Origin of the sequence: Nocardioides sp. WS12 (genome assembly GCF_014108865.1) — a bacterium.
In the GTDB taxonomy this organism is placed as follows: Bacteria; Actinomycetota; Actinomycetes; order Propionibacteriales; family Nocardioidaceae; genus Nocardioides.
Genome location: NZ_CP053928.1, coordinates 580,720 through 600,363 on the forward strand (window position 1 = coordinate 580,720; position 19,644 = coordinate 600,363).

Sequence of the window (19,644 nt, forward strand, 5' to 3'; positions counted from 1 at the left end):
AACGCGCAAGCGTGGTCTGGGGTCGGTGGGGATGTTGGGCGCCGATGGCGTTTCGCGTCGTGGAGACACAAATGTTTCGGCGACGACCGTGTGGCTGCCCGAGGGCTAGTGAGTGCGGTAGATCTCGCGGCCCAGACCGACGCCGTTGCGGGCGTAGGAGTGGCCACCGGTAGTGATCCCGCCGTAGGAGGACGGCTCCGCCGCCCCAGCCCGCTGGACCGGAAGGTCCCGCTCGAACGAGTCACGATCGGCCTGAGCCAAGCTCGAGTAGGTCGAGTTGGTGATCAAGTACGAGTAGAACGTCAGGTTGCTGACGTCCATATTCGGTAGACCCCCAGGTGCGCCGTCGGTCAGATGGCCTCCTGCGAGAGCCTGGTAGCGGAGGTAGTACTTCCACACGTCGCCGTTCCGGAATCCGAACTTGACCTCCTTGAGGTAGCCCGCCTTCAAGTACTGCGCGACCTCTTCGACGAACAGAGGGATTTGATCGAGGGCTGGGTATCCGGTCCTCGTGTTCATGTTCCGCAGATCCGCGCCCATCTTGCTCGCGATCTGACGCGTGTCGGTGATGGTCAGCGTCGTCGATCGAGACATCGAGGTAGTCATCGTCACGCCCCCGAAAAGGTCGGGCCGAACAGGGTTCGCCACGCATCCACTGCGTCGCCCTTGTTCATCGCCATGCTCGCCCATGTCACCTGGTCGAGTGCCTCCGTACAACGCTGCACCAGTCGCTGACGGTCGAGGTCGGTGTAACCCTTGGCGACGTTGTTCGCCGGGTTCACAGGGTCCCAGATTTGGATCGGGTCGTACGACTTCGCGACGTCGCTCGCCGTGTAGTAGTCGGAGAACACGATCGGGGTGCGCAGTTCGGTCTTGGCGATGAACCCGAGGAACTGCTCGAACGCTCGGGGGTAGTCGTCGAGGGCGAACGGTTCGCTGTTCCAGCCGTGGTCCCAGAGGTGGGCCACGATCAACTCGGCCATGAAGCTCTTGAAGCGGAGGTCTACCCCCGCCACGAGGCTCTCCTGCTTCGCGCGGCTGATGAACTGCTTCACCAAACGGATGAACTCCTTGTAGTTGCTGCCGGCGAGGGCCTTCCGCTTGTTGAGGAAGTCCAGGTGCAGCGTCACGGAGGTCAGCACCCGGTCGCCGCTCTGCGTCACCAGGTAACCGCGATCGTTGCCCTCGCCCTCGTAGAGGACTGGGGCCACGTCGATCTTCAACCCGCTGTCGCGCATCGTGATCGCGACCGCGTGCTGGGAGATCTCAAAGTCGCTCGACTCCTTCGTCGCTCCGTACACCTCGATGCAACGGTCACGCAGCCACGTCAGCAGCTGGGATTCGTTTGCGCTGACACCGCCGACAGCGCCCGCGCGAACGTAGGCGGCCACGTCGGCGTCCGAGCTGCTTCGGATCGCAGTGTGCTTTGCCACGCTTCCCGACGCGCGCATCTTGACGAGGTCGTAGTCGGGGTGTTGCGCGATGTAGGTCTCGAGGCGGGTACGCAGGTGGTTGACCTGCACACGTCGCGCCTTGGCTGTCTCCGATGGAAGGTTCACGCGGTTTAGGGCGTAGTCGGACAGCGTCCGATGTGTCACGTGCTCATGCATTGAGCGTTCCTGCTTTCGACGAAGTGTTGTCGAAGGCGACTGGGATGCAGAGACGGACTGAACCCACCAGAGGTCGCGAAGGCTTCTCGGATCTGGCAGAAAAGGTCTATGGTGATGTTCTCTACGCAACACCAGTGGGCCTCGTTCAGACCTCGTCTGACCGAGGCCTTCTGTTTTGGTATGAAGTTTTGGGCTGATTCAGCGGCATCGCGTGTCGAGCGCTGCCATCTCGGCCATCATTAGTTCTAGCACTCGGGGACCCTGAGCGCCAGTTACCATTCGAACTAGTGTGCGAGGGATCTCGATGGTCCGATCCCGCACTCGTGAGGGCCGCTCAGAGTGACCCTCAGGATGGAATCATACACCCGAAAACGCGCTACACTGTAACGAGATCGGTAACAACCTTGAGAGTGCAGTACGAGGACCGCAAGCTCGAGAAGGTGTGCACCGTCGAACGCGAGATGCAGCGCAAGAGGGCGGACATCGCCGCCAAGCTCAAACTTCGGATCAAGGCACTGGAAAACGCCGACACCGTCGGCGACTTGAAGGACGATGACCCACTTGGCTACTGGCACGAACTCACTGCCGATCGACCAGGGCATTGGGCCGGCAAGTTGAGTGGCAACTACCGACTGGTGATCCGCCCCGAGGGAGACGGTGAGACTTGGGAGGCTGTGACCGTGACCGTCATCGAGATCACCGACTACCACGGTAACTAGCCCGTCGAGCGCCTAGGAAGGAGAGACCATGACCACCACGGATTACGCAGTACCGCCAGGCGCGTACCTCGACGAATGGATTGAAGAGCAGGGTCTGTCCCAACAGCAGGTTGCCGACATGCTTGGCGCCAGCCGCAAGCAGGTCAACGAGATCATCAACGGCCGCGCGCCTGTCACCAACGAAACAGCAATGAGGCTGGAACGTGTCGTTGGAATCCCCGCGAAGGTTTGGTTGCGATACGAGGCTGCATATCGCGCGGACCGCGCCCGCATCGCTGACGAGCAGGCCCTCAGCGCGCATGGCGATCAGATTGACCCGAATGCTGCGGCTTACCTTCGGAAGCTCGGTGCGACCAAAGCGACGCTTTCTAAACCCGGTCAGTTGGTGTCTGACTTCTTGGCTTTCCATCAGTGTGGAACCTGGGATGCGTATCTACATCGTCACGACTCCGCCACCCAAGGCGACTACGCCTTGGCGGCACTCAAGGAAGCCAAGGCCAACATTCACCGAACGCTCCTCAGCACCTGGCTACGAGCCGGCGAACTCACGGAGGAGTACGAGCGCGGACGCCGCTTCGACTTTGATCCGGACAACCTTCGTGCACGGCTGCCAGAACTCCGGACCCGTGCAGCCGAGCCTGACAACCAGATGCTCAACGACCTCGCCAGCATTCTGGCCGACGTTGGAGTCGTGTTCATGGTTGTTGAGCCCCCCAAAAGCTTCCCGCTTCTTGGCATGACTCGTTGGATCGACAAGAGGGTTCCCGTGATCCAACAAACGGGCCGCTGGGACAAAGACGGGTTCGTAATCTGGACGTTCTTCCACGAACTCGGACACGTCTTGAACGATCCCCGTGGCGAGATGCACCTTGAGTACTCGACCGAGAAGAAGCGAAACTCAGACGCAGAGAAGGCGGCAAATCAGTTCGCCAGAGCAGTGCTCTTCGGCCCCGAGGGCATCGAGTCCTTCCGGGGCCTCTCGTACGACCATGAGATCCGACGCGTGGCCGCGGACATAGGGATCTCACCAGGCGTCGCTGTGCATCAGATGCGTCGCGTTCGGTGGCTCGACTATTCCCGTGGCAACTCGCTATGCGTAAGCCTTGCTGGGACGTTCACTCCACTCGGGCAGTAGCGCCCGAGCAGTAAGGAACCCGGCAAGCGACCGACCCTTGCCGACTCAACAGGTCCGCCTTCAAAGCTAAGGATTGTGAGCTGCGTTCAATGTGCGAGTCCGACGTCCTCAACGCTGGCAGCCAACCGGACGTGGCTAGTCGTACACCCGCCTCAGCGGATCTTGCAAACTGCGCAGCCTGTGGCTCACATGCAGCCGGAAGGACCTGTATCGGCTAGCTCGAGCGCCTTGCGTCCACGCTATCGACGTCACGCTTGCTCATCCCGAGGTTCGCGTTGGGCCCCTCCGAGTACTTCACTGGATATCCGGCAATGAGCGCAGCCGCGATCAGTTCGCCATTGGACACGTACTCCGCCAGCGCTCTCTCTGCCACGTGCTTCATCCGGTAGCTGCCAACGGAGGGCGTTTTGATCGGCGAGATGTTGGCCCGAAGCCAGGCGGTCACCTTCATCACCATCGCCTCACGCCGCTTCAGTGCGGCACGTCCGTCAGCGAGGTAGGCACGACGCTCCTCCGGTGACTTCTTCCGCGAATCGAAGGCACCGATTCCGAACGCGTTGAGTTGTGGGTGTGCGTTCATCACCGCGTCCAAGCCCGACCCTGAGTCACTGCCGTTCATCGCCATGTGGTTCATCCTTACCCACGAGGATCCGACCTGTGCCCCGACGTGTCGTGGTTCGTGTTGATATTTGGTAAACCGCGCCCCGGCGGGCGACGGCGTGCCACCGATCGGAGCGCGGCAAGGGTCCTCTGTGACCGCGGGGCGTTTCAGCCCGCCAGGTGATCACGAATCGGCATATGCGTAGCCCTGCCGCGCGATGTCAATAGGCCGACTGGTGTCCGAGGCTGATCCGGTTGGGTCACGGGACCCTAGGCGGCGGATCTCCTGCGACCAGTGCTTCATAGGTAGCCGCTTGAGCGGCAGTCAATCTGTGAACAGCTGTTGCTAACTGTTCCGGTTCATCGCTGCTCAAGTTGATCGATGCGATCGCTAGGTGTGTCGCCGCGAGAAGCGCCTCGAGTAGATCCCGGTCACTTGCTCTGTTGCTTGGTGCGCTCCCCGAGTGCCGCGGAGGTGGCGGCTGCTCACTTCGTGTCACCGTCGCAGGCACGTCCTTGGTGATATTGGCAGAACCAAGATTGTCGGTGCTCTTCATACGTGCGCGGCTTTCACCGCCAGGTCCGATCTCGTACTGAGCGGCCAGGCGGTGTGCCTCCTTGAGGTGTCTACGGACCTCGCTGCGCTCGCGTTGGTAGGCCAGTTGGCAGTCGCCGTCGCAGAAGTCGGAAGGACGACCTGTGGGTGAGCGTTGAACGAGGTTTGAGCAAGACGGCCGCTTGCAGAAGATCGCTACCGATGACGACGCCGGGACGAGAGAGGAGCGCTGGCGCAAGCGGCGGACGTTGTCGGACACAACACACCCTCTCGACCAATCGGCTATGAATCACCAACGAAACAGGGTACTCCGCCTCGAGAACCGTGCTCGCTACTCGCGCCTTGACAGGCTTGTATGCGGTAGATCCCGCGCCGCAGTTGGGTCGGTTGCAAGCAGGAACCTCACGCGTAAACAGCTCAGAAGACGTCCGCGGAACCACCATGAAGTGTGCATGAAACGCCGATAAATATCGGCCCCAGTGTGTGCACGAACGCGTACCATCGAAGAACAGAATCGAGTTCGCCAACAACGCCTGCTCCGACACAGGAAGGCCAGGACGCCATGGGCCTGAACACGCTTGTTCTCATGCGCCGACTGTCGGCTGTGCGCGACGATGGCGGCAGAGATTCCTCTAGACGCGATCTACCTGAACGGTCGAGACTGACTAAGACACCCGGGGCCATCGCAACTCGTGACGGTTTCTGCTACAGCAAGCCGTATGGCGTGCCGAACATAAATATGACTGGGAAGGGATGACGTCGTGAGGATTGTGCAGTCGCACAGCCGCAGTGGTGTCAGTTTCACGCGCAGTAGGGAAGAGCGAGCCCTGCAGTCCCTCGTGGCGCTGTTGTGGGAAACGGTCGCTCGTGTCGCCGATGGACACAAGCCAGACGAGGAAGATCGTGCAGTCCTTGACGGTGCCAAGATCCTGCTTAACGGTCAACGCGACATGCTGAACTATGTGGTGCAGCGAGCAGCCGCGCCGGCTCCGACGACTGCTCTTAGGGGGACTGACACCCTCGTGGATCTGCTCTGGCTTGCCTCGGACCAACTCGAGTTTGTTGCGCTGCGAGAGTCGCCGCGTAGCGATGGCATCGCGGCCGTAGTCGAGGCCCTTGAAGCGATCGAGGCGGGCGACCAGGACGCCGCATCTAAGTGGGATCCGTTGTTCGGCCGTGTAGCCATGTTGGTTGAGAGTTCCGGAAACGGCGCCGCGCTCAGCTACTGATGGCACAGGATTACCCCTTATGGGAACCTCCGACGCCGGCGACAAGAAGCAAGTTCGCCACCCTCAGGCAGTCGAGTTCAAGCGCGCGCTCTCCGATCGACTCAACAGCCTTGAAGATGAACTTGCTGAACTCGCCGGACGATATCTCGGGGCCGATGGTGAGCCGCCTTCTCCTTCTTCGATACCGAACTCGGGAACCGGCGAGACCGACGAACGAACGACGGTCGCTCAAGAACTCCTCAACGAGTTGCTGCAGTATCCCGATGCAGTCCGCAAGGTCATCAACCGTCGCTTCGAACGCGCTACGCGAAGCGATGTTCTGCTCCTCAACCTAAGGGCCATTGCAGCCAACCTGATTGAGGCAACCAAGAACATCGAACGCTGGTTCACGTCGCCACACAGCGCTGACATTCCCACCGCACTCGACACGGCGCTGCAGTCAGGCATCCGGAGTCTCGGAATCAGAGACCACTACGGACTAATCACCGCTGGCGATCCAGACCAGCTCGACAAGGTCGTCGACGACGCCCGTCAGGACATCTTCTTCCAAGAAGCGATCCAACCAGAGATTCGGATCGATGAGGACGAGGAGCGTCCCGATCCTCCACCCCCAGTCGCGGTATTCCGTACGCCCTTTCATGAGGCCGGCGCGCCGCGCTACTGGCCGATCGTTCTCGGTCACGAACTTGCCCACCTTAAGTTGGCCACGGACGAGCGAAATCAGACGGAGCAAAATGAGAGTTCGAGCCACCAGGTCGGCGGCGTGGAACTGTCGGGTGAACAGCAGATCTACCTTCTGAACCGCATCAAGATTCTCGACAGACTTGACCTGGACCGTCTCGAACAAATCATCGAAAAGGAAAGACGCGTCCAACAACTCCTCATCCCTCAGCCTCCCGGCCTCGGCGAACCTGCGTCGGAAAAGGCAGACACTCCCGCATCACCGGTCGCCGCCCGCGTAGCCATCGCGAATGACTGGGTCGAAGAAATCGTCTGTGACCTGGTCATGGTCCGACGTTTCGGGCCCGCAGCCATCGCCGCCATGGCCAACTTCCTCACCGCTGTCGGCAGTTGGGCTCCACTGACCATCAGCCACCCGCCAGGGTACTTCCGAACCGAGATCATGCTCGACTACCTCGGTGAAGTGCCTGTCGAGTTCGACCCCATCGTCTCCCCTTGGCGCAAGGCCGGAGACGCCGAGCATGGCTGGGATCCCATTCCCGAACTCGAGGACTGGGCCGGCGAGATGTTTCGTTACATCCGCGACAACAGGACCAAGATCTATGAGTTCGTCGACACGTGGCCCGATGAACAATGCGACGTAACCGATGACAACCGTAAGCAATCCATCGGGTTGGCGCTACAACAGATCAAGTTCGGTCTACCCCCGTTTCATGCCGCCGCCGACGCCTTCACTGCAACGACGACACAGGGCGGCGACGAAGTGGCGCCGCCCGGTCCATTGCTCGAGCTGGACGACGTCGACGTCATGAACGCCGGATGGCTCGCCGTCACGCAACGAGAACACGATGACGACTCAGCGACCAACCCGAACGGCGTCCACCGGAAAATTCCAGTCGACCGACTGCTGCTCAAGTCCATCGAGACCATTCAGTTGCTTACGAAGTATCCGCAACTTGCTACGAATCCAACGAGCACACCTACGTCGACACCGCTCGCCACGGCAATGCCGGGGGCGATCCTGGGCCACGAGGAAATCCAGCGCCGACTCGATTGTCGCGACTACTGGCGCCGAATCATCGTTACGCCTCGCATCATTGAACCCGGAACCGCCGCAAGTATCGATCTCCGACTGGGCAACCGCTTCATCGTCTTCCAGCGCACCGGAATCTCGACATTCAACGCCCGACGCGGCAACAACCCCAGAGCGGTCCAGCGCTTCATCGAACGCCCATTCAATAGCCCGTTCGTGCTACACCCAGGCGAAGTCGTACTTGCCTCAGCTCTGGAGTACATCGCTTTGCCGATCGACGTCGGAGCGCAAGTCATCACGCGCTCGTCCTATGGCCGGCTCGGGCTCATAACCGCCACAGCGGTCCAAGTCCATCCGCTGTACCGCGGATGTCTCACGCTCGAGCTGGTGAACCTCGGCACGGTCCCCCTCACCCTTTATCCGGGCGAACGCGTCGCACAACTGGTGTTCTTCAACGTTCAGGTCAGTGACCCTGAACGCGAACTCAACGCTGACGATTTCATTCAAGGCAGCTACATCTGTCCGACCGCTCCAGAGTTCCCGGACGTCAAGATCGATGACTGGATGCGCGAACCACCTCGCGAGGTCCTCTAGTTCCGTCTCGTTAGGTCCCACTACCCAAGGGCAGTCGTCCCGGAATGTCCCGAACGTCGACAGCAACAGACATCCCCGCAGTAATCCTGTCGATGACTTCAAAGGTGGTCCCACGTGTCTCGGAACCAAGCACGCAGTCACCTAAAGGCTCCGTGGTTGAAACCAACGGTTCTCGGAGTCGACACCAGGGGCTCATATACTAAGAGTCGAGACTCGCTGACACATGAGGTCAATCGTCGCAATGGGAGCTCAAGTCGATGCCTCGAACTCGCGACAGGCGCACCGACGTCACGGAACCATCTTCTGCCGTGATCACGGCAACCGAACCCCCTTCCCGGAACGAAAGAGTCCCGCAGAGCTCCGATCCGTTCTTCAGCCTCACGGACGAGAATGTCGTCCTGTCCGAGGATCCGAAGAAGCCGACCATCCCTGCCAGCAGCAAGAGTACAAATCCAAATGCCGTCGCCCATCGGGCGCATGTCAACCAGCCTTTGGCGGTACGCGCTTGGGTGAGTTCCCAGTCGCGGAGCGACGCTCCATCATCATCAATCTCGGACGGGTACCCGAAGGCGGCCGACATCGCTGCCCAGGAGGCAAGCCCAAGGCAAACAACAGCGCCCCCCATGGCCCCGCCGATGACAGCGCGCGCTTCCCCTGAGTGGACAACGCTGCCAACGAATGGCGTACCGACCGCGAGAGCAGTGGCAACCACACCTGTCATAGTGAGCAGACCACCCCGCCACCGCTCGGCCGCGGCGCGAATGTCCGCAAGGCTGTGACGCTCACTTGCAGCGGCCCTTTCTGCCCAGTACCGGTCATCGGAAGTCAAGGCTGGCAGCGTGGGCGGCTCGGACGTCATGTGTCTCCTCGCGATCCCCACCACATTGCGCCGCAACCACGAGTAGCCGGTTCATCTGGTCGACCGGGATGAGGTTGCTGGCAATCGCACAAGATCACCTCAGTCTTAGATACTGGCGTTGTCCTGCTTGCCGAGGCACCGGCAACCAGCGCACGTCCGAATCGACGAGACGTGGGATGTAGGCACCGCTGGCAGACGCCCGTGACGACAGATTGACCGTTCACCGTCGAGTGTCGGCAATCTTGCCAGCGATCAACGCTCACCATTACGTAGGGGATCGGATCGTCGACCGTCATCGCACCTCCTGTTGGTTGACACACGGTATACGCATACGTGCCTGTGTGAGGATCGCTTGAGCGCCACCGTCTAGCTGGGGCCACAGATGCCAGTGGTCACCCCCCGAAGCACCGCTCAGCAACCCTCGTTGTCGGTGGTCTGACCTAGGCTGAGTGGACAAGAGAGGGGGCGGTCGGTGGCGAGCAGGGTGAAGCGCGTGATCTATCAACGCTCAGACGGAACCTGGGGTTGGCAACTGTTTGTTGGCGGTGACGTCATCGCCACCGATGGCGGGCAGGGCTACGAAAACAAAAGCACGTGCCGGGAGATGGCTGACCGAGTGATCGGCGGCTACTACCGGGACGCTGAGAGGCGCATCAGAGAACCAGCCATCCCGAGGGATCGGCAATAGCGTCTGTCACGGTTGCCACAACAATCGAACGGCCGAGGTTAGGCGAGGTGCTGCCGCTTAAAGGACTTCGCGCCTTTAAGCTCAGCCCGACGGACGACGACGGGACTCGAATCCCCTGGCGGCCTTCGAACCACGAGTTGAAACGGCCGGCGTGCTACCCAAGCGGCTGAAACGATCGACTATGCGAAGTTGGATGCTGGCCCTCGTGTCCGCTGTGACCGTTGTCGCGGGGCTGGGAGTCACGACCTTTGTCGCGCTCTACTCCGCTCCCAGCAATCAGCAAACGCTCGTGTCAGTGCAAACCACCATTTTCATGATCTTGGTGATCGTGTTGATCTGCATGGCACCTCGAGTTATCTGGGTGCGCTTGACCGCCGGAACGCCGCAACTAAACGAACGAGCTCCAGCCGAGCTGGTAGCGCCGCTGTTCGCATTGCCCTTGTGCACGGCCATCACCGGGATGGCGATCGTCGTGCCGCAAGCGCTAGCTGCCCAGATCGGGAGTCTGAACCCAGAGTGGTCGCAGTTGTTGGGGTGGGTGAGTTTGGAGCTGGCGGCAGGTGCCGCGTTCGTGGCGTGCTGCGTTCCGTTCCTCGCGTTGAAGAGCGTGATCGACGAGCGCGAAGGGCGCCGTGGTTCCTTGTTTGATCCGTCGACCCCTGAGCCACAGTTCGAAACCACTATGGCAACGCGATGGGCCAACCTTCGCAGCGCTCGACGATGCTGGCTCAACTCGACGCGACTCCGCGCACTTGGCGACGAAGATGGACCGCCGGCGGCCGCATGGCCGCGGGCGGGCACCGATGACCCAACCTCGCTGATAAGGGTCGCCCACCTTCTCCCGAAGGCCTGCGCTCTTGCGGTGGCCCTATTCGTGGCTACCGTCATGTGGGACCTACTGTCCAAACAGGTATCGACGGTCCCGGAACCCACGCTCTTGATCGTCGTGATCGCCTTCGGTCTTCTCCAGATGGCCACTGCGTCGTTGACTTTGTGGACCATCGCGTACGCCACGCTTGGCAGTGAGCAGGGAGAGGCAGACCTTCTCCGACGCGCACGGGCCGAACGAGCGCCTCTAGCCACCGAGCCGACCGCCGACCCAAAGGCAACTCTCTCGCTCGGCGACCGCCTTCAACTGATCAAGCAAGCGATGTCCGCATCGGCCTCAAGGCGACAATCTCGAACACCTTGATGTCCGCGACGTAGGCAGCCAGTCGGACCCCCGAACCGCGAACTGCAGGCCCGCCTTTGGACCACGTCGCGACGCTCCGAGGCTGTTCGCCGCACATCTCGTACTTTCCCTCGGACCCAGGGTCTACGGTCGCGTGCACATCCAGAACCAAGGCCAGACCCCGTGCAGACCCGAGGGCGGGAGCCGCCACGGAAGCCAAGACTCGAATGAACGCCTCCAACTACCTTCGCCTCACTCGCGCACTCTTGAACCTCCGCGTCACCGTCCTCATGGACGCGGGGTTCAACCTTGCAGATGCCGCTCGCTGGGCACGTGTTCGAGAGAGCATCGATCCACCGAACCTGGCCGATGCGGCGGCGGGGTACCGCGACCACGGCTTTGCCGTCCGCCACGCGATCCAATGGCGGAACCACGGCTACCAAGCGGACGCGGCCGCTTCCATGGCATCGAATGGTTGGACACTGCAACTGGCAATCGAACTTCACGTCGGTGTCTTGGTCAACGGCGTTGCGGGGGGACCGCTTCGTTCTCCGCGCGGAGACCTTATCCACACGGCTGACCACTGGCTCGAACTTGGAATGCCACCTGACCTCACACTCCTCTACCTTCAAGCAGGATTCGCCCCGCACGAGGCACTCGGGCTCGAAGAACGTCGTGCAAACGGCGAAGACATCGTCGGCGCCCTTCAGGTCCTAGCCGCATTGCGGTGATAACACCACGGGCACGGCTGGACTCGTAGATCACTCGGCAGAAGCCACCGGGACGTCCGGGCCCGGGATCGGCTTAGTCCGACTTCGCCGTACTTCCCGGTGTAGAAGCGTCCGAGTTCTGCCGATACCTGGGTCGAGAACCGATCTAGGAGAAGCACATGCAGGAGCTACCGACGTGCCAGTCCGGGCATGTTTTGGACCCAGACCAGAACCTCGCGTTGGCTGCACAACTGGTCCGCGGTCTTGCATGGTGCGCGGTGACGGTCGAGGTGGCTCGACGAGATCCTGACCATCACCGCGCTGACAACTACCTGGATGCAGTCGCTGAGATCTACGAGGAATTTGAGCAAGCGTGTCCTGCTGTCCTTGATCTCGCAGAATCTCTCCTCGGTCACTACGAACTGATGATGTCGAACGCACCCGAAGAAGACCGGGACCGTCCTGTCGGTCCTCGCGGACAGATCCGACGCTATTACGTGAGTTTCGGCCGAGAAGTTGGGTCCGTGATCGACCACGACCCAGCCGGAAGTGATGCTGCCGGGGCGATGTGGAACGTGGTCTGCGCAGAGGCGACGCGGGGTGCACGACCTTCAGCGACAAACTGATTCCACAGCATTTGCCGGTGCGCTGATCGGAAGGCGCGACTGGAGGCGCACGACTGGAAGCGCCCGCCCAAAGGCCGGCCGCGAGGTTGGTACACGTGCGCAACGCTTCTGGCGATCGTTCCCACGTTCGTTCGGTGTGGGACCCCGAATGGGACCAGTAGGAGCTGGTCCCTTCTGACCGCGATTGGATCCCCGGTCGTTCGAAAATCACGCCGATACCGGCCGCATGACCGCGACCCAGAAGAACCAACTGTCCGGAATCACCTCGACCATCAGCATCCTCAACGCCGACGCCTACTACGCGATGCAGGCCATGCCGGCGCACTCCGTCGCCGCGATCGTCACCGACCCTCCCTATGCAATCCGGCCCCCTCGCGGGTCCGCGACCCGGGCACGCGACGAATTGAATAGCGGTGCCTCGAGTGGCGAAGTGGCGTCGCGCGACGACCAATGGAAGAACTATGCAGATGCGGCCATGCTTGGACAGCAGTCGATGAACTGGCACGCACGGGAGACGCACTCGCGTGGCTACGCCGACAATGATCCCGTCCACTTCGAGCGATGGTGCGAACTCTGGCTCCATGAATGCCTTCGCGTGCTCAAGCCCGGCGGGTACCTGGTCGCCTTTGGCGGTACCAGGACGTGGCACCGTCTCGCTTGCGCAGCAGAGACCGTCGGTTTCGAGATCCGCGACTCGCTCGCATGGCTCTACGGAACCGGGTTCCCCAAGTCACTGAACGTCGCCAAGGGAGTTGCAGACCTTGCCCAGACAGAGCCATCGAGCGGCGCTGGCGCCAGCGCATGGACGGGTTGGGGCACAGCGCTCAAGCCCGCCTTCGAGCCGATCGTTCTCGCCAGGGCGCCGCTCACGAGCACCGTCGCCAAGAACGTCCTCGCCTACGGAACCGGCGCGATCAATGTGGACGGCACCCGGCTCGCCGGCGGGCGGTGGCCAACCAACGTCTTCCTCGACGAGCCTCAAGCACGAGTACTCGACCAGGCGGATCTAGGTGGGCCGTCGCGATTCTTCTGGCATGCCAAGCCAGGAAACAACGAACGAGTCGTAGTGGACGGCGTGAAGCATCCGACGGTGAAGCCACTGGCGCTGATGCGGGAACTCGTTCGGCTGGTCACGCCGCTCGGTGGGATGGTTCTCGATCCATTCGCGGGGTCGGGCACGACCGTTGAGGCATGTATTGCAGAGGGAATGTCTTGCATCGCGATTGAACGCGAGGCCGACTTCATTCCGCTGATCGAGGCTCGGATCAGTCGTCGGAGTGGTCCTGAGTCTGACGACCGAGTTTCGCCGGAGTCCGATCGCCTCTTCTAGGTAGTGCGAAGTGACAAACACACAAGTTGTGCGGCGGGGCCCGGGTGGGTCTGCGGGTTGCGTGATCTGGCGCTGCAGCTCGGCAAGGGTGCTGTTTTGGTGGTAACAATCACCGCAAAGAAAATATTGGACACGGATTGTCTTGTCAGATCTCGTTGTAAGCCGTGGCCAGGACATTGAGTCGTACAGTTTCCGCGTGCCCCGGCCCGCCCGACTCGTTCCGTCGTTTGTCGTCGACGATTGGCCCCGGCGTGCGTCCGACGATCCTGCTGTCGAGACTGCTCGAGCGCTGGCGCTCAACCTGCAGGAGGTCATGGATGGGCGTTCCTCGCGGGAGGTCGCCCGACTTACTGGGGTCGACTACACAACGGTCTCAGCCATTCTCAATGGAACGACATGGCCCGATCTGCGAACGCTTGCGCGCCTTGAATGCGGGTTGAGCGCCGACCTTTGGCCCGGTGGCGTCGCCCGAAAGTTGCATCCCAAGTAGCGCGACCTGAGCGACAGCCTCGCGCCGCCTCCATTGGCCTCACCTGACCGCGGGGTGCATCTTCAGCGTCTCCAGTGACGGGGTCATGGTTGGTGCGCCGGACCCTCGGACGTGTCGCCGATGGTTGGTTCTCTGTCTTCGTTCGTGACGTCGGACCGTACCTCCTCGGCGTCTGGTGCGGGTTCGGGTTCGGCGCGGTCGTCAACGTCGAGGTCCTCGGTCGCGGGCAACCCGTCGCCCTCGGCTGCTCCGGCGTCCGCCATCACGGCAATGAGCGCCTTCGTGCCCTCATTGCCCACTGTTCTGCGCGCAAGCGCATCCCATCGTAAGCGGTCCATTCCGTCGGCGGCGGCGCTGTGCAACTGGTATAGGGCCAACAGACTGTATTCCGGCTCGGGCACGCCCTGGTCTGACCAGAGGTCGAACAGCGACCGCAACACTCCGTGTGGGTGACCCACCTTGGCGACGGCGCGCCGTTCATCTGGGTCCATCGGCCATCCGCCGTCCTCGGAGACCTTAAACGAGGAGAAGACCACCTTGGAGCTCTCGAACTGGAACCACGCGAGTGCGTCCCAGTGCAGTCCATCGCCCTCGCGCGTGCTGGACAAGATTGCTTCGACGTCCCGCGCTTCGTCGAGGTGCATCTTCTGCTCGACGACGGCGCCTTCGGCGAAGTGCAGAGTGAGGGTGCCCATGGCCCAATGACCCAAGGGTTTCGCTGCCGCGACGTCGATCATGGAGTGATGGTAGTTACCACCACCCCGAAATGACAAGGGGCTGCGAGGGGCGCCAGGTCATTGGGGCTCTGCTCAGCGCCGGTTAGCGCCGGTTAGCGCCGGTTAGCGCCGGTTAGCGCCGGTCAGCGCTGGACAGCGAAGAGCGGCAAGGACGTCGAGTTGTGCGGTGCTTGGTCGGGCGGTCTCGTCAGCCTCGAACGCGGCGGCCTCTTCGCGGTCGACTCCTGCGCGGAGGTATGCGACCACGCGATCGCTCGCAATGCGCTGGTCCTCAGTCCATTCCAGCAGGACGTCCGTGTCACTGGTCGGCCAATACGGAACGACACCATCCTCGAAGAGCGTTTCGACGAACGTGTCGATGATCCCAACCAACTCCACGAGATCACACCCTGACCGCGCCAACCTCCTCGCTACGTCCCGGGGCAGACGATAAGTCGCGTACAGGACTACGGCTGCTGGGCCCGAGTCGTCGTAGAGATACCACGCGTGTCCCATCGCATGCCGAAACGCCCTGACGGTCACGCTTGGCAGGACAGGAGCGATTCGTTCGGCCTCTGCCGTAGAGAAGCCGACCTTCGTCAGGTCTGCCTCGCTCCAATACCTTCGCATCGCAGGAAGGGCTGGCCTCGGTGTTGCTGAGGTGACGTCCTCACGTACCGGTGACATCTTCATCGTCCGCCAGGCGCAGAGATGTCGTGCACGGCTTTCGATTCGTGGTTGACCAGGGAGAGGAGCGGCAGACGGGGCGGGGTCACCATGCCTCCAGACGCTAGGAACGAGGTCCGACACAACAGCGTGCCCACAACGTTGTGTCGGACCTGAACCGCCGCTTCTGCCGACAGTGGCGCGGACGGATTGGGAATCGGGCGGAAGTCATTCGCTTTCAGGCAAGTAGTGGACAGCCTCTGTGATCCCTCTGAGGTAGGCGCGTTCCTGTGTGGGAAGGAGGTCTGGCCTCAGTAGTTGGAAGTCGCCTCCTTCCTTGTAGATCTGCCTCCAGAGAGGGGTGGCCTGCGGTCGAGGCGCCGCGTTGGCCAACAGGCCGTGAAGCCGCCCTAGCAACAGGTACGCGTGGGAGAGGTTGTCGCGTTCGCTCTCGGAGGCCACGGCAGTTTCGAGCCACTGAACGCTCTGCTCCAGGAGGTGAACGAGCCTGTCTTCGTCCTCCCTGGCGACGCCCGCAATGAAGTCGCGTAGCTGCTCGGGATCGTCGAGTTCACCGAGAGGACCCAACCGGCTGTCTGCTTGCGCCCACTCGTTTCGGGCGGCTTCGATGTTGCCGGCAGCGGCGTCGGCGTGTGCTTCGGTCGCGTCCCGGGCGTACTCGCGGCCGAGGTTGTAGAAGGACATTCGGTCACGTTCGTTGCGGTGCGTCTCGGCGCTTCGGGTTGCGGGTGCCATTGGGTGAGTTCCTCTCGCGGATTCTGGGTGTGTCTTGGTCACGAGAGGTATCGGCGCAATTGCGGTGATCCGGAAATGGCCGCGTCGCGTGTTGTAGAGAGGGATCCGGGCACAACCGTCAGGTGGTCGCGACGTCGCCACGCCGTGCACTCGTTGCTGTGGGCGGCCCGCACAGGTTGCAGACGGGAAGGCCGACCTCAACGAGCCTGCCTGACGGGCCAACGAGTCGGCATTAGCGCATCCTGCAGCGGGGTTCCTCAATCGGGTTCGGCGTCAACGCGTACGGAGGACCTATTGGGACGCACCGGGGGCGGGCCCTAGGCATTCGAATTCGCGGTGCGCACTTCTGGGACGGCGTCCTGGAGCGAAGCCTGCCGCAGGCCGGCCCAGCGCGTCAGTAAGTCGCGACCCAATGGAAGGGAAGGCATGAAAAGACAGTCAACGAGTTGCCCATAGAGAGGGCGCTGTATGTCAGAATATCCCTCCCTGTGCACCGCGCATGCCGAGCCACGCGCAGTGGGGGCGCGGTAGACGTGGAAAGCGCGGCGTTTGCCGCTCGATGCATGGGTCTCCAGGACGGACCAGTAGACCCCGCAGAGCCGTGTGGCCGAACGGCGGCACCACCTCTTGGGCACAAACAGCGAGGAGCAGGCAGTGGCAATCGAGATCACTCACGTGAGGTTGTCGTCGGGCGGGTCGACTCACGAGCACATCACTGACTACAAATGGCGTAGTGATAGCGATGGCTCGGTTGGCTCGTCAGATAAGCCCACGATGGTCAAGTGGGTCGATGACGGTGGTGTGGCGTACGTCGGGAGTGCCGCGAACAAGGTGAACGTCGGCGTGGTGCGTCCGACGCAGGGGCAGCCGTACCTCCGCACCCATGCAGACGGCTCTTGGACGAACAACTTGTTGTCGTTGCCGCGCTTCTGAGGCGCATGTAGCGCGTCCACTGGCCGCGGAACCGGCCAGAGGCAAGCAGTGCCTTCATTTGGAACCCTTTCGGCCCCCAAAAGGAAGCCCATGAGTAGTACCTACGTGGTCAGTTACGACCTCAAGGCGCCTGGCAAGGATTACTCAGAGCTGATCGAGTATCTGCAGTCTCTCGAAGACTGGTGGCACGGCCTCGGCAGCACGTGGGTGGTGGTCACCTCGATGACCGCGCGTCAACTCCGCGACGCAATCAAAGCGCACACTGACTCCAACGACCGGGTGCTTGTTGTGATGTCCAGTGGCGTGGGGGCTTGGCGCGGTCTTGGGGCAAGCGGGAACGAGTGGCTGCAGGAGCATCTCTGACCCAAGAACGTGCGCCCCGTGTGGGGTACGAGCGTCGGAGGATGACGGGTGTACCCACGACCGTCATGGCAGGCTCAATAACAGAATTCTGCCCGCGCGAGAGTCGCTCGGTTGGGGTGACCAGTGAGTGGTGCCGAGGTTGTGGAGCTGGTGACCCCGACTGGTGTGGGTTCCGATCTCGTGCGCACGTGGATAGAAGCCAGCCCATGCGAGCCGCTTCGTTCGTGAAACTTACGGCGATGGGCCCGCAGCATCCGAGTCCGGCTGCTCGGCGCCCTGGTGGGTGTCGAGGGTCGTCGCCCGAGCAACCGGCGAGCCGATCCGCCGCTTCGAGCACAGCGACCTGATCCAACGTTGACGTCTGCCCGGTCGAGCAGTCGAATCGGGTCGAGCAGCGGCAACTGTCCGCCGGGCATCGCCTCGCCGCGCTGGAAGCGCCACGTCGACGGAGCCCCGGTTGGGAGTGCTCAGTGTTTGATGTCCAGCCCGGAGACGAGGTCGCCCGGGTCTACTCCGAGCGCCTCTGCGAGTCGAAGCAGGCTCTTGAAGGTGACGTTTCCGTGACCGCGCTCAACGCGGGAAACGAACGACCAATGCAGCGAGCTGCCTTCGGCAAGAGACTCAAGGGACTTCCCCTGGGATTGGCGGACTGCCCGGATGCGGTTGCCGAACTCGATTCGCGCGTGTTCGAACTCATCGTCGTCGGAGTTTGCAGCGCGGGGCATGCCTTAACCCCATCGGGCTGAGATGTTTCAGGCCAGAGCCTGCAACGCATAGGCGTCCACAACTTAGACGTATACCGCTAATCTGTGCGTTCAAGTGGTCGCCATGTTGTCGACCGACCCCCGACCGCGTCGAAGGATTTCCATGCCCAACCAAGCCGAGCAGGCGGGGGAGCCCACGGGGTCTGACGTCGACCTCCATCGTCCCGACGGTTCCCTGCTTCCTGTGCGACGACAGCGTGCTGTTCTCGCCCTGCTTCTACTTGGCGCGGTCCTCCTTTGGTTCACAGCTTGTGATGGTGATCGCCGAGACACTTCTGCTACCTCAACACCGGAAATTGACGCTCTGACCGAGGCACGACAGGAAATCAGTCGCGCGACAGACCAGGTGTCGGCAGTGCTGACGCTGGATGGGTTGCCAACCGACGCCCCCAGAGGATTCGCCAGAGCCGACGTCATCCAGTTTGCTCGCCAAGCGCTCGACATCCTGCGTCGGGGCATCTCGCCGACCGTTCAATCCATGGCCCCCAACGAGGCTGTGAACTACGTTCTCGAAGGCCAATACCCCGCCACAATCGCCAACTACAAAGCGAACATGAACGACATCGCCGCTGGACTGGACTGGCAGTTCGTCATCGCCTCCCGCTTTGATCAACCGCCGGTCGAGCCGGCACATGTCCTTGCCGTTCGCTGGCAAACGACAACGATGATGGCCACACAGGACGACGGCGCCCAGGCGCCGACCCTCCGTTTGTCCCTCGAAGTAGTCATCCGCCACGACGTGACCCTTGAGGATGCGACGACGGCACCCATCATCATCCAGCGAACCATCACACTCACAGGCTTCCGGCCACGTGGCGGCAAACTCTGGTGGCCGGCCCTGACCACAAGCCTGAACACATACGGCGACGACAGGTGTGCACTCGCCAACGGAGCATTGCTTCGCCCAAGCTCAGATCCTGACGCTCTAAAGCAGGCCGAGAACCGGATCAAGAAGCTGCTGGCTCCAGAAACGGTGCAGTCAGATCCCGATGCACGGTCTGACTCAAGGGAGCTACATGAGTACGTCGACGAGAACTGCTCTTGACGAGGCCCACTCGAACGCCTGGCCCCATTGAAACCGCCTCGCGTTCAGGGGGCCAGATCTGCCATTCACGCATCTCCTTGGTGGCCTTCTCGGTCACGTCGAGACCAGTCGCGGCTGATCGTGGCGCCGTAGACCATCTCCGAGCTGTTCGACGATCGCGCCGGTGAGCATGCCCTTGCCCGTACAGCGAGATCACCGCTTCATCGAAGCACGTTGGTCGGCGTTGGTGCTTTGCCCACGATCTGCGGCTCGGAAGTCCTGCCCGATCCCGGTGCACATCATTGTTGAGTTGCCGAACTCGGTCGTCACCGTCTTCGGGGTCGTGCCCGCGCCCGGCTGGGGCGTGCTTGTCGTAACCGAGGCGATGGGC

18 protein-coding genes are annotated in these 19,644 nt (G+C 61.9%); 11 read left to right on the forward strand and 7 right to left on the reverse strand.

What is annotated here, in order from left to right; genetic code table 11:
* Positions 1-105: 105 nt before the first annotated feature.
* Together HRC28_RS02635 and HRC28_RS02640 are read right to left on the reverse strand one after the other, a co-directional pair.
* On the reverse strand, positions 106-594 hold the full coding sequence (locus tag HRC28_RS02635) for a hypothetical protein (RefSeq protein WP_182378647.1): 489 nt from the start codon (positions 592-594) through the stop codon (positions 106-108).
* Between the two features lie 14 nt (positions 595-608).
* Entirely contained in the window at positions 609-1,610 is a 1,002-nt protein-coding gene (locus tag HRC28_RS02640) for a CBASS oligonucleotide cyclase (RefSeq protein WP_182378648.1), read from the reverse strand.
* Positions 1,611-2,020: 410 nt separating this feature from the next.
* On the opposite strand from HRC28_RS02640, the gene HRC28_RS02645 reads away from it, so the two are divergent.
* Together HRC28_RS02645 and HRC28_RS02650 are read left to right on the forward strand one after the other, a co-directional pair.
* A complete protein-coding gene (locus tag HRC28_RS02645; RefSeq protein WP_202033203.1) occupies positions 2,021-2,329 on the forward strand; it encodes a type II toxin-antitoxin system RelE/ParE family toxin in 309 nt (102 codons plus the stop codon).
* 28 nt (positions 2,330-2,357) lie between these two features.
* A complete protein-coding gene (locus HRC28_RS02650) occupies positions 2,358-3,464 on the forward strand; it encodes a HigA family addiction module antitoxin (RefSeq protein WP_182378649.1) in 1,107 nt (368 codons plus the stop codon).
* Positions 3,465-3,678: 214 nt separating this feature from the next.
* Here the strand turns inward: HRC28_RS02650 and HRC28_RS02655 are convergent, their stop codons facing one another.
* Positions 3,679-4,089, reverse strand: a complete 411-nt coding sequence (locus tag HRC28_RS02655) for a hypothetical protein (protein WP_182378650.1) — start codon at positions 4,087-4,089, stop codon at positions 3,679-3,681.
* Positions 4,090-5,381: 1,292 nt separating this feature from the next.
* Between HRC28_RS02655 and HRC28_RS02660 the strand changes: the two genes are divergently transcribed.
* A complete protein-coding gene (locus HRC28_RS02660) occupies positions 5,382-5,849 on the forward strand; it encodes a hypothetical protein (protein ID WP_182378651.1) in 468 nt (155 codons plus the stop codon).
* 19 nt (positions 5,850-5,868) lie between these two features.
* Positions 5,869-8,157 carry a dCTP deaminase gene (gene dcd / locus HRC28_RS02665; RefSeq protein ID WP_182378652.1) on the forward strand — a complete coding sequence of 763 codons (2,289 nt, stop codon included), beginning with the start codon at positions 5,869-5,871 and terminating at the stop codon, positions 8,155-8,157.
* Positions 8,158-8,386: 229 nt separating this feature from the next.
* Here dcd and HRC28_RS02670 read toward each other — a convergent pair whose 3' ends face one another.
* Positions 8,387-9,016, reverse strand: coding sequence for a hypothetical protein (locus HRC28_RS02670; RefSeq protein WP_182378653.1), 630 nt, complete (start codon positions 9,014-9,016; stop codon positions 8,387-8,389).
* Between the two features lie 893 nt (positions 9,017-9,909).
* On the opposite strand from HRC28_RS02670, the gene HRC28_RS02675 reads away from it, so the two are divergent.
* From HRC28_RS02675 to HRC28_RS02685, 3 genes are all read left to right on the forward strand, one after another.
* The gene (locus tag HRC28_RS02675) at positions 9,910-10,896 is read left to right on the forward strand and encodes a hypothetical protein (RefSeq protein ID WP_182378654.1); all 987 of its coding nucleotides are present in this window, start codon (positions 9,910-9,912) and stop codon (positions 10,894-10,896) included.
* Between the two features lie 206 nt (positions 10,897-11,102).
* Positions 11,103-11,606 carry a hypothetical protein gene (locus tag HRC28_RS02680; protein ID WP_182378655.1) on the forward strand — a complete coding sequence of 168 codons (504 nt, stop codon included), beginning with the start codon at positions 11,103-11,105 and terminating at the stop codon, positions 11,604-11,606.
* A gap of 831 nt (positions 11,607-12,437) precedes the next feature.
* A complete protein-coding gene (locus HRC28_RS02685) occupies positions 12,438-13,541 on the forward strand; it encodes a site-specific DNA-methyltransferase (protein WP_182378656.1) in 1,104 nt (367 codons plus the stop codon).
* Positions 13,542-14,114: 573 nt separating this feature from the next.
* On the opposite strand, the gene HRC28_RS02695 is transcribed toward HRC28_RS02685, so the two are convergent.
* The 3 genes from HRC28_RS02695 to HRC28_RS02705 all read right to left on the reverse strand — a co-directional run bounded on the left by HRC28_RS02695 (position 14,115) and on the right by HRC28_RS02705 (position 16,118).
* Complete coding sequence (locus HRC28_RS02695; RefSeq protein ID WP_182378658.1) at positions 14,115-14,768, reverse strand: hypothetical protein; 654 nt, start codon at positions 14,766-14,768, stop codon at positions 14,115-14,117.
* Positions 14,769-14,870: 102 nt separating this feature from the next.
* Positions 14,871-15,440, reverse strand: a complete 570-nt coding sequence (locus HRC28_RS02700) for a hypothetical protein (RefSeq protein ID WP_182378659.1) — start codon at positions 15,438-15,440, stop codon at positions 14,871-14,873.
* A 201-nt stretch (positions 15,441-15,641) separates the two neighbouring features.
* Positions 15,642-16,118, reverse strand: a complete 477-nt coding sequence (locus HRC28_RS02705; protein WP_182378660.1) for a hypothetical protein — start codon at positions 16,116-16,118, stop codon at positions 15,642-15,644.
* A 705-nt stretch (positions 16,119-16,823) separates the two neighbouring features.
* Between HRC28_RS02705 and HRC28_RS02710 the strand changes: the two genes are divergently transcribed.
* From HRC28_RS02710 to HRC28_RS02725, 4 genes are all read left to right on the forward strand, one after another.
* Complete coding sequence (locus tag HRC28_RS02710; protein ID WP_182378661.1) at positions 16,824-17,102, forward strand: DUF3892 domain-containing protein; 279 nt, start codon at positions 16,824-16,826, stop codon at positions 17,100-17,102.
* A gap of 90 nt (positions 17,103-17,192) precedes the next feature.
* Positions 17,193-17,465: a SinR family protein gene (locus tag HRC28_RS02715; RefSeq protein ID WP_182378662.1), complete on the forward strand. Its 273-nt coding sequence runs from the start codon at positions 17,193-17,195 to the stop codon at positions 17,463-17,465.
* Positions 17,466-17,935: 470 nt separating this feature from the next.
* Complete coding sequence (locus HRC28_RS25260) at positions 17,936-18,211, forward strand: hypothetical protein (RefSeq protein ID WP_237111673.1); 276 nt, start codon at positions 17,936-17,938, stop codon at positions 18,209-18,211.
* A 121-nt stretch (positions 18,212-18,332) separates the two neighbouring features.
* On the forward strand, positions 18,333-19,274 hold the full coding sequence (locus tag HRC28_RS02725) for a hypothetical protein (protein WP_182378664.1): 942 nt from the start codon (positions 18,333-18,335) through the stop codon (positions 19,272-19,274).
* Positions 19,275-19,644: the final 370 nt, after the last annotated feature.

Excerpts from the sequence above, each read along its gene's own strand:
- HRC28_RS02680 (WP_182378655.1), top strand. The coding sequence starts at position 11,103 with ATGAACGCCTCCAACTACCTTCGCCTCACTCGCGCACTCTTGAACCTC.
- HRC28_RS02715 (WP_182378662.1), top strand. The coding sequence starts at position 17,193 with ATGAGTAGTACCTACGTGGTCAGTTACGACCTCAAGGCGCCTGGCAAG.
- HRC28_RS02635 (WP_182378647.1), bottom strand. The coding sequence starts at position 594 with ATGTCTCGATCGACGACGCTGACCATCACCGACACGCGTCAGATCGCG.
- HRC28_RS02695 (WP_182378658.1), bottom strand. The coding sequence starts at position 14,768 with ATGATCGACGTCGCGGCAGCGAAACCCTTGGGTCATTGGGCCATGGGC.
- HRC28_RS02670 (WP_182378653.1), bottom strand. The coding sequence starts at position 9,016 with ATGACGTCCGAGCCGCCCACGCTGCCAGCCTTGACTTCCGATGACCGG.
- HRC28_RS02725 (WP_182378664.1), top strand. The coding sequence starts at position 18,333 with ATGCCCAACCAAGCCGAGCAGGCGGGGGAGCCCACGGGGTCTGACGTC.
- HRC28_RS02650 (WP_182378649.1), top strand. The coding sequence starts at position 2,358 with ATGACCACCACGGATTACGCAGTACCGCCAGGCGCGTACCTCGACGAA.
- HRC28_RS02700 (WP_182378659.1), bottom strand. The coding sequence starts at position 15,440 with ATGAAGATGTCACCGGTACGTGAGGACGTCACCTCAGCAACACCGAGG.
- HRC28_RS02640 (WP_182378648.1), bottom strand. The coding sequence starts at position 1,610 with ATGCATGAGCACGTGACACATCGGACGCTGTCCGACTACGCCCTAAAC.
- dcd (WP_182378652.1), top strand. The coding sequence starts at position 5,869 with ATGGGAACCTCCGACGCCGGCGACAAGAAGCAAGTTCGCCACCCTCAG.
- HRC28_RS02685 (WP_182378656.1), top strand. The coding sequence starts at position 12,438 with ATGACCGCGACCCAGAAGAACCAACTGTCCGGAATCACCTCGACCATC.
- HRC28_RS02655 (WP_182378650.1), bottom strand. The coding sequence starts at position 4,089 with ATGGCGATGAACGGCAGTGACTCAGGGTCGGGCTTGGACGCGGTGATG.
- HRC28_RS02705 (WP_182378660.1), bottom strand. The coding sequence starts at position 16,118 with ATGTCCTTCTACAACCTCGGCCGCGAGTACGCCCGGGACGCGACCGAA.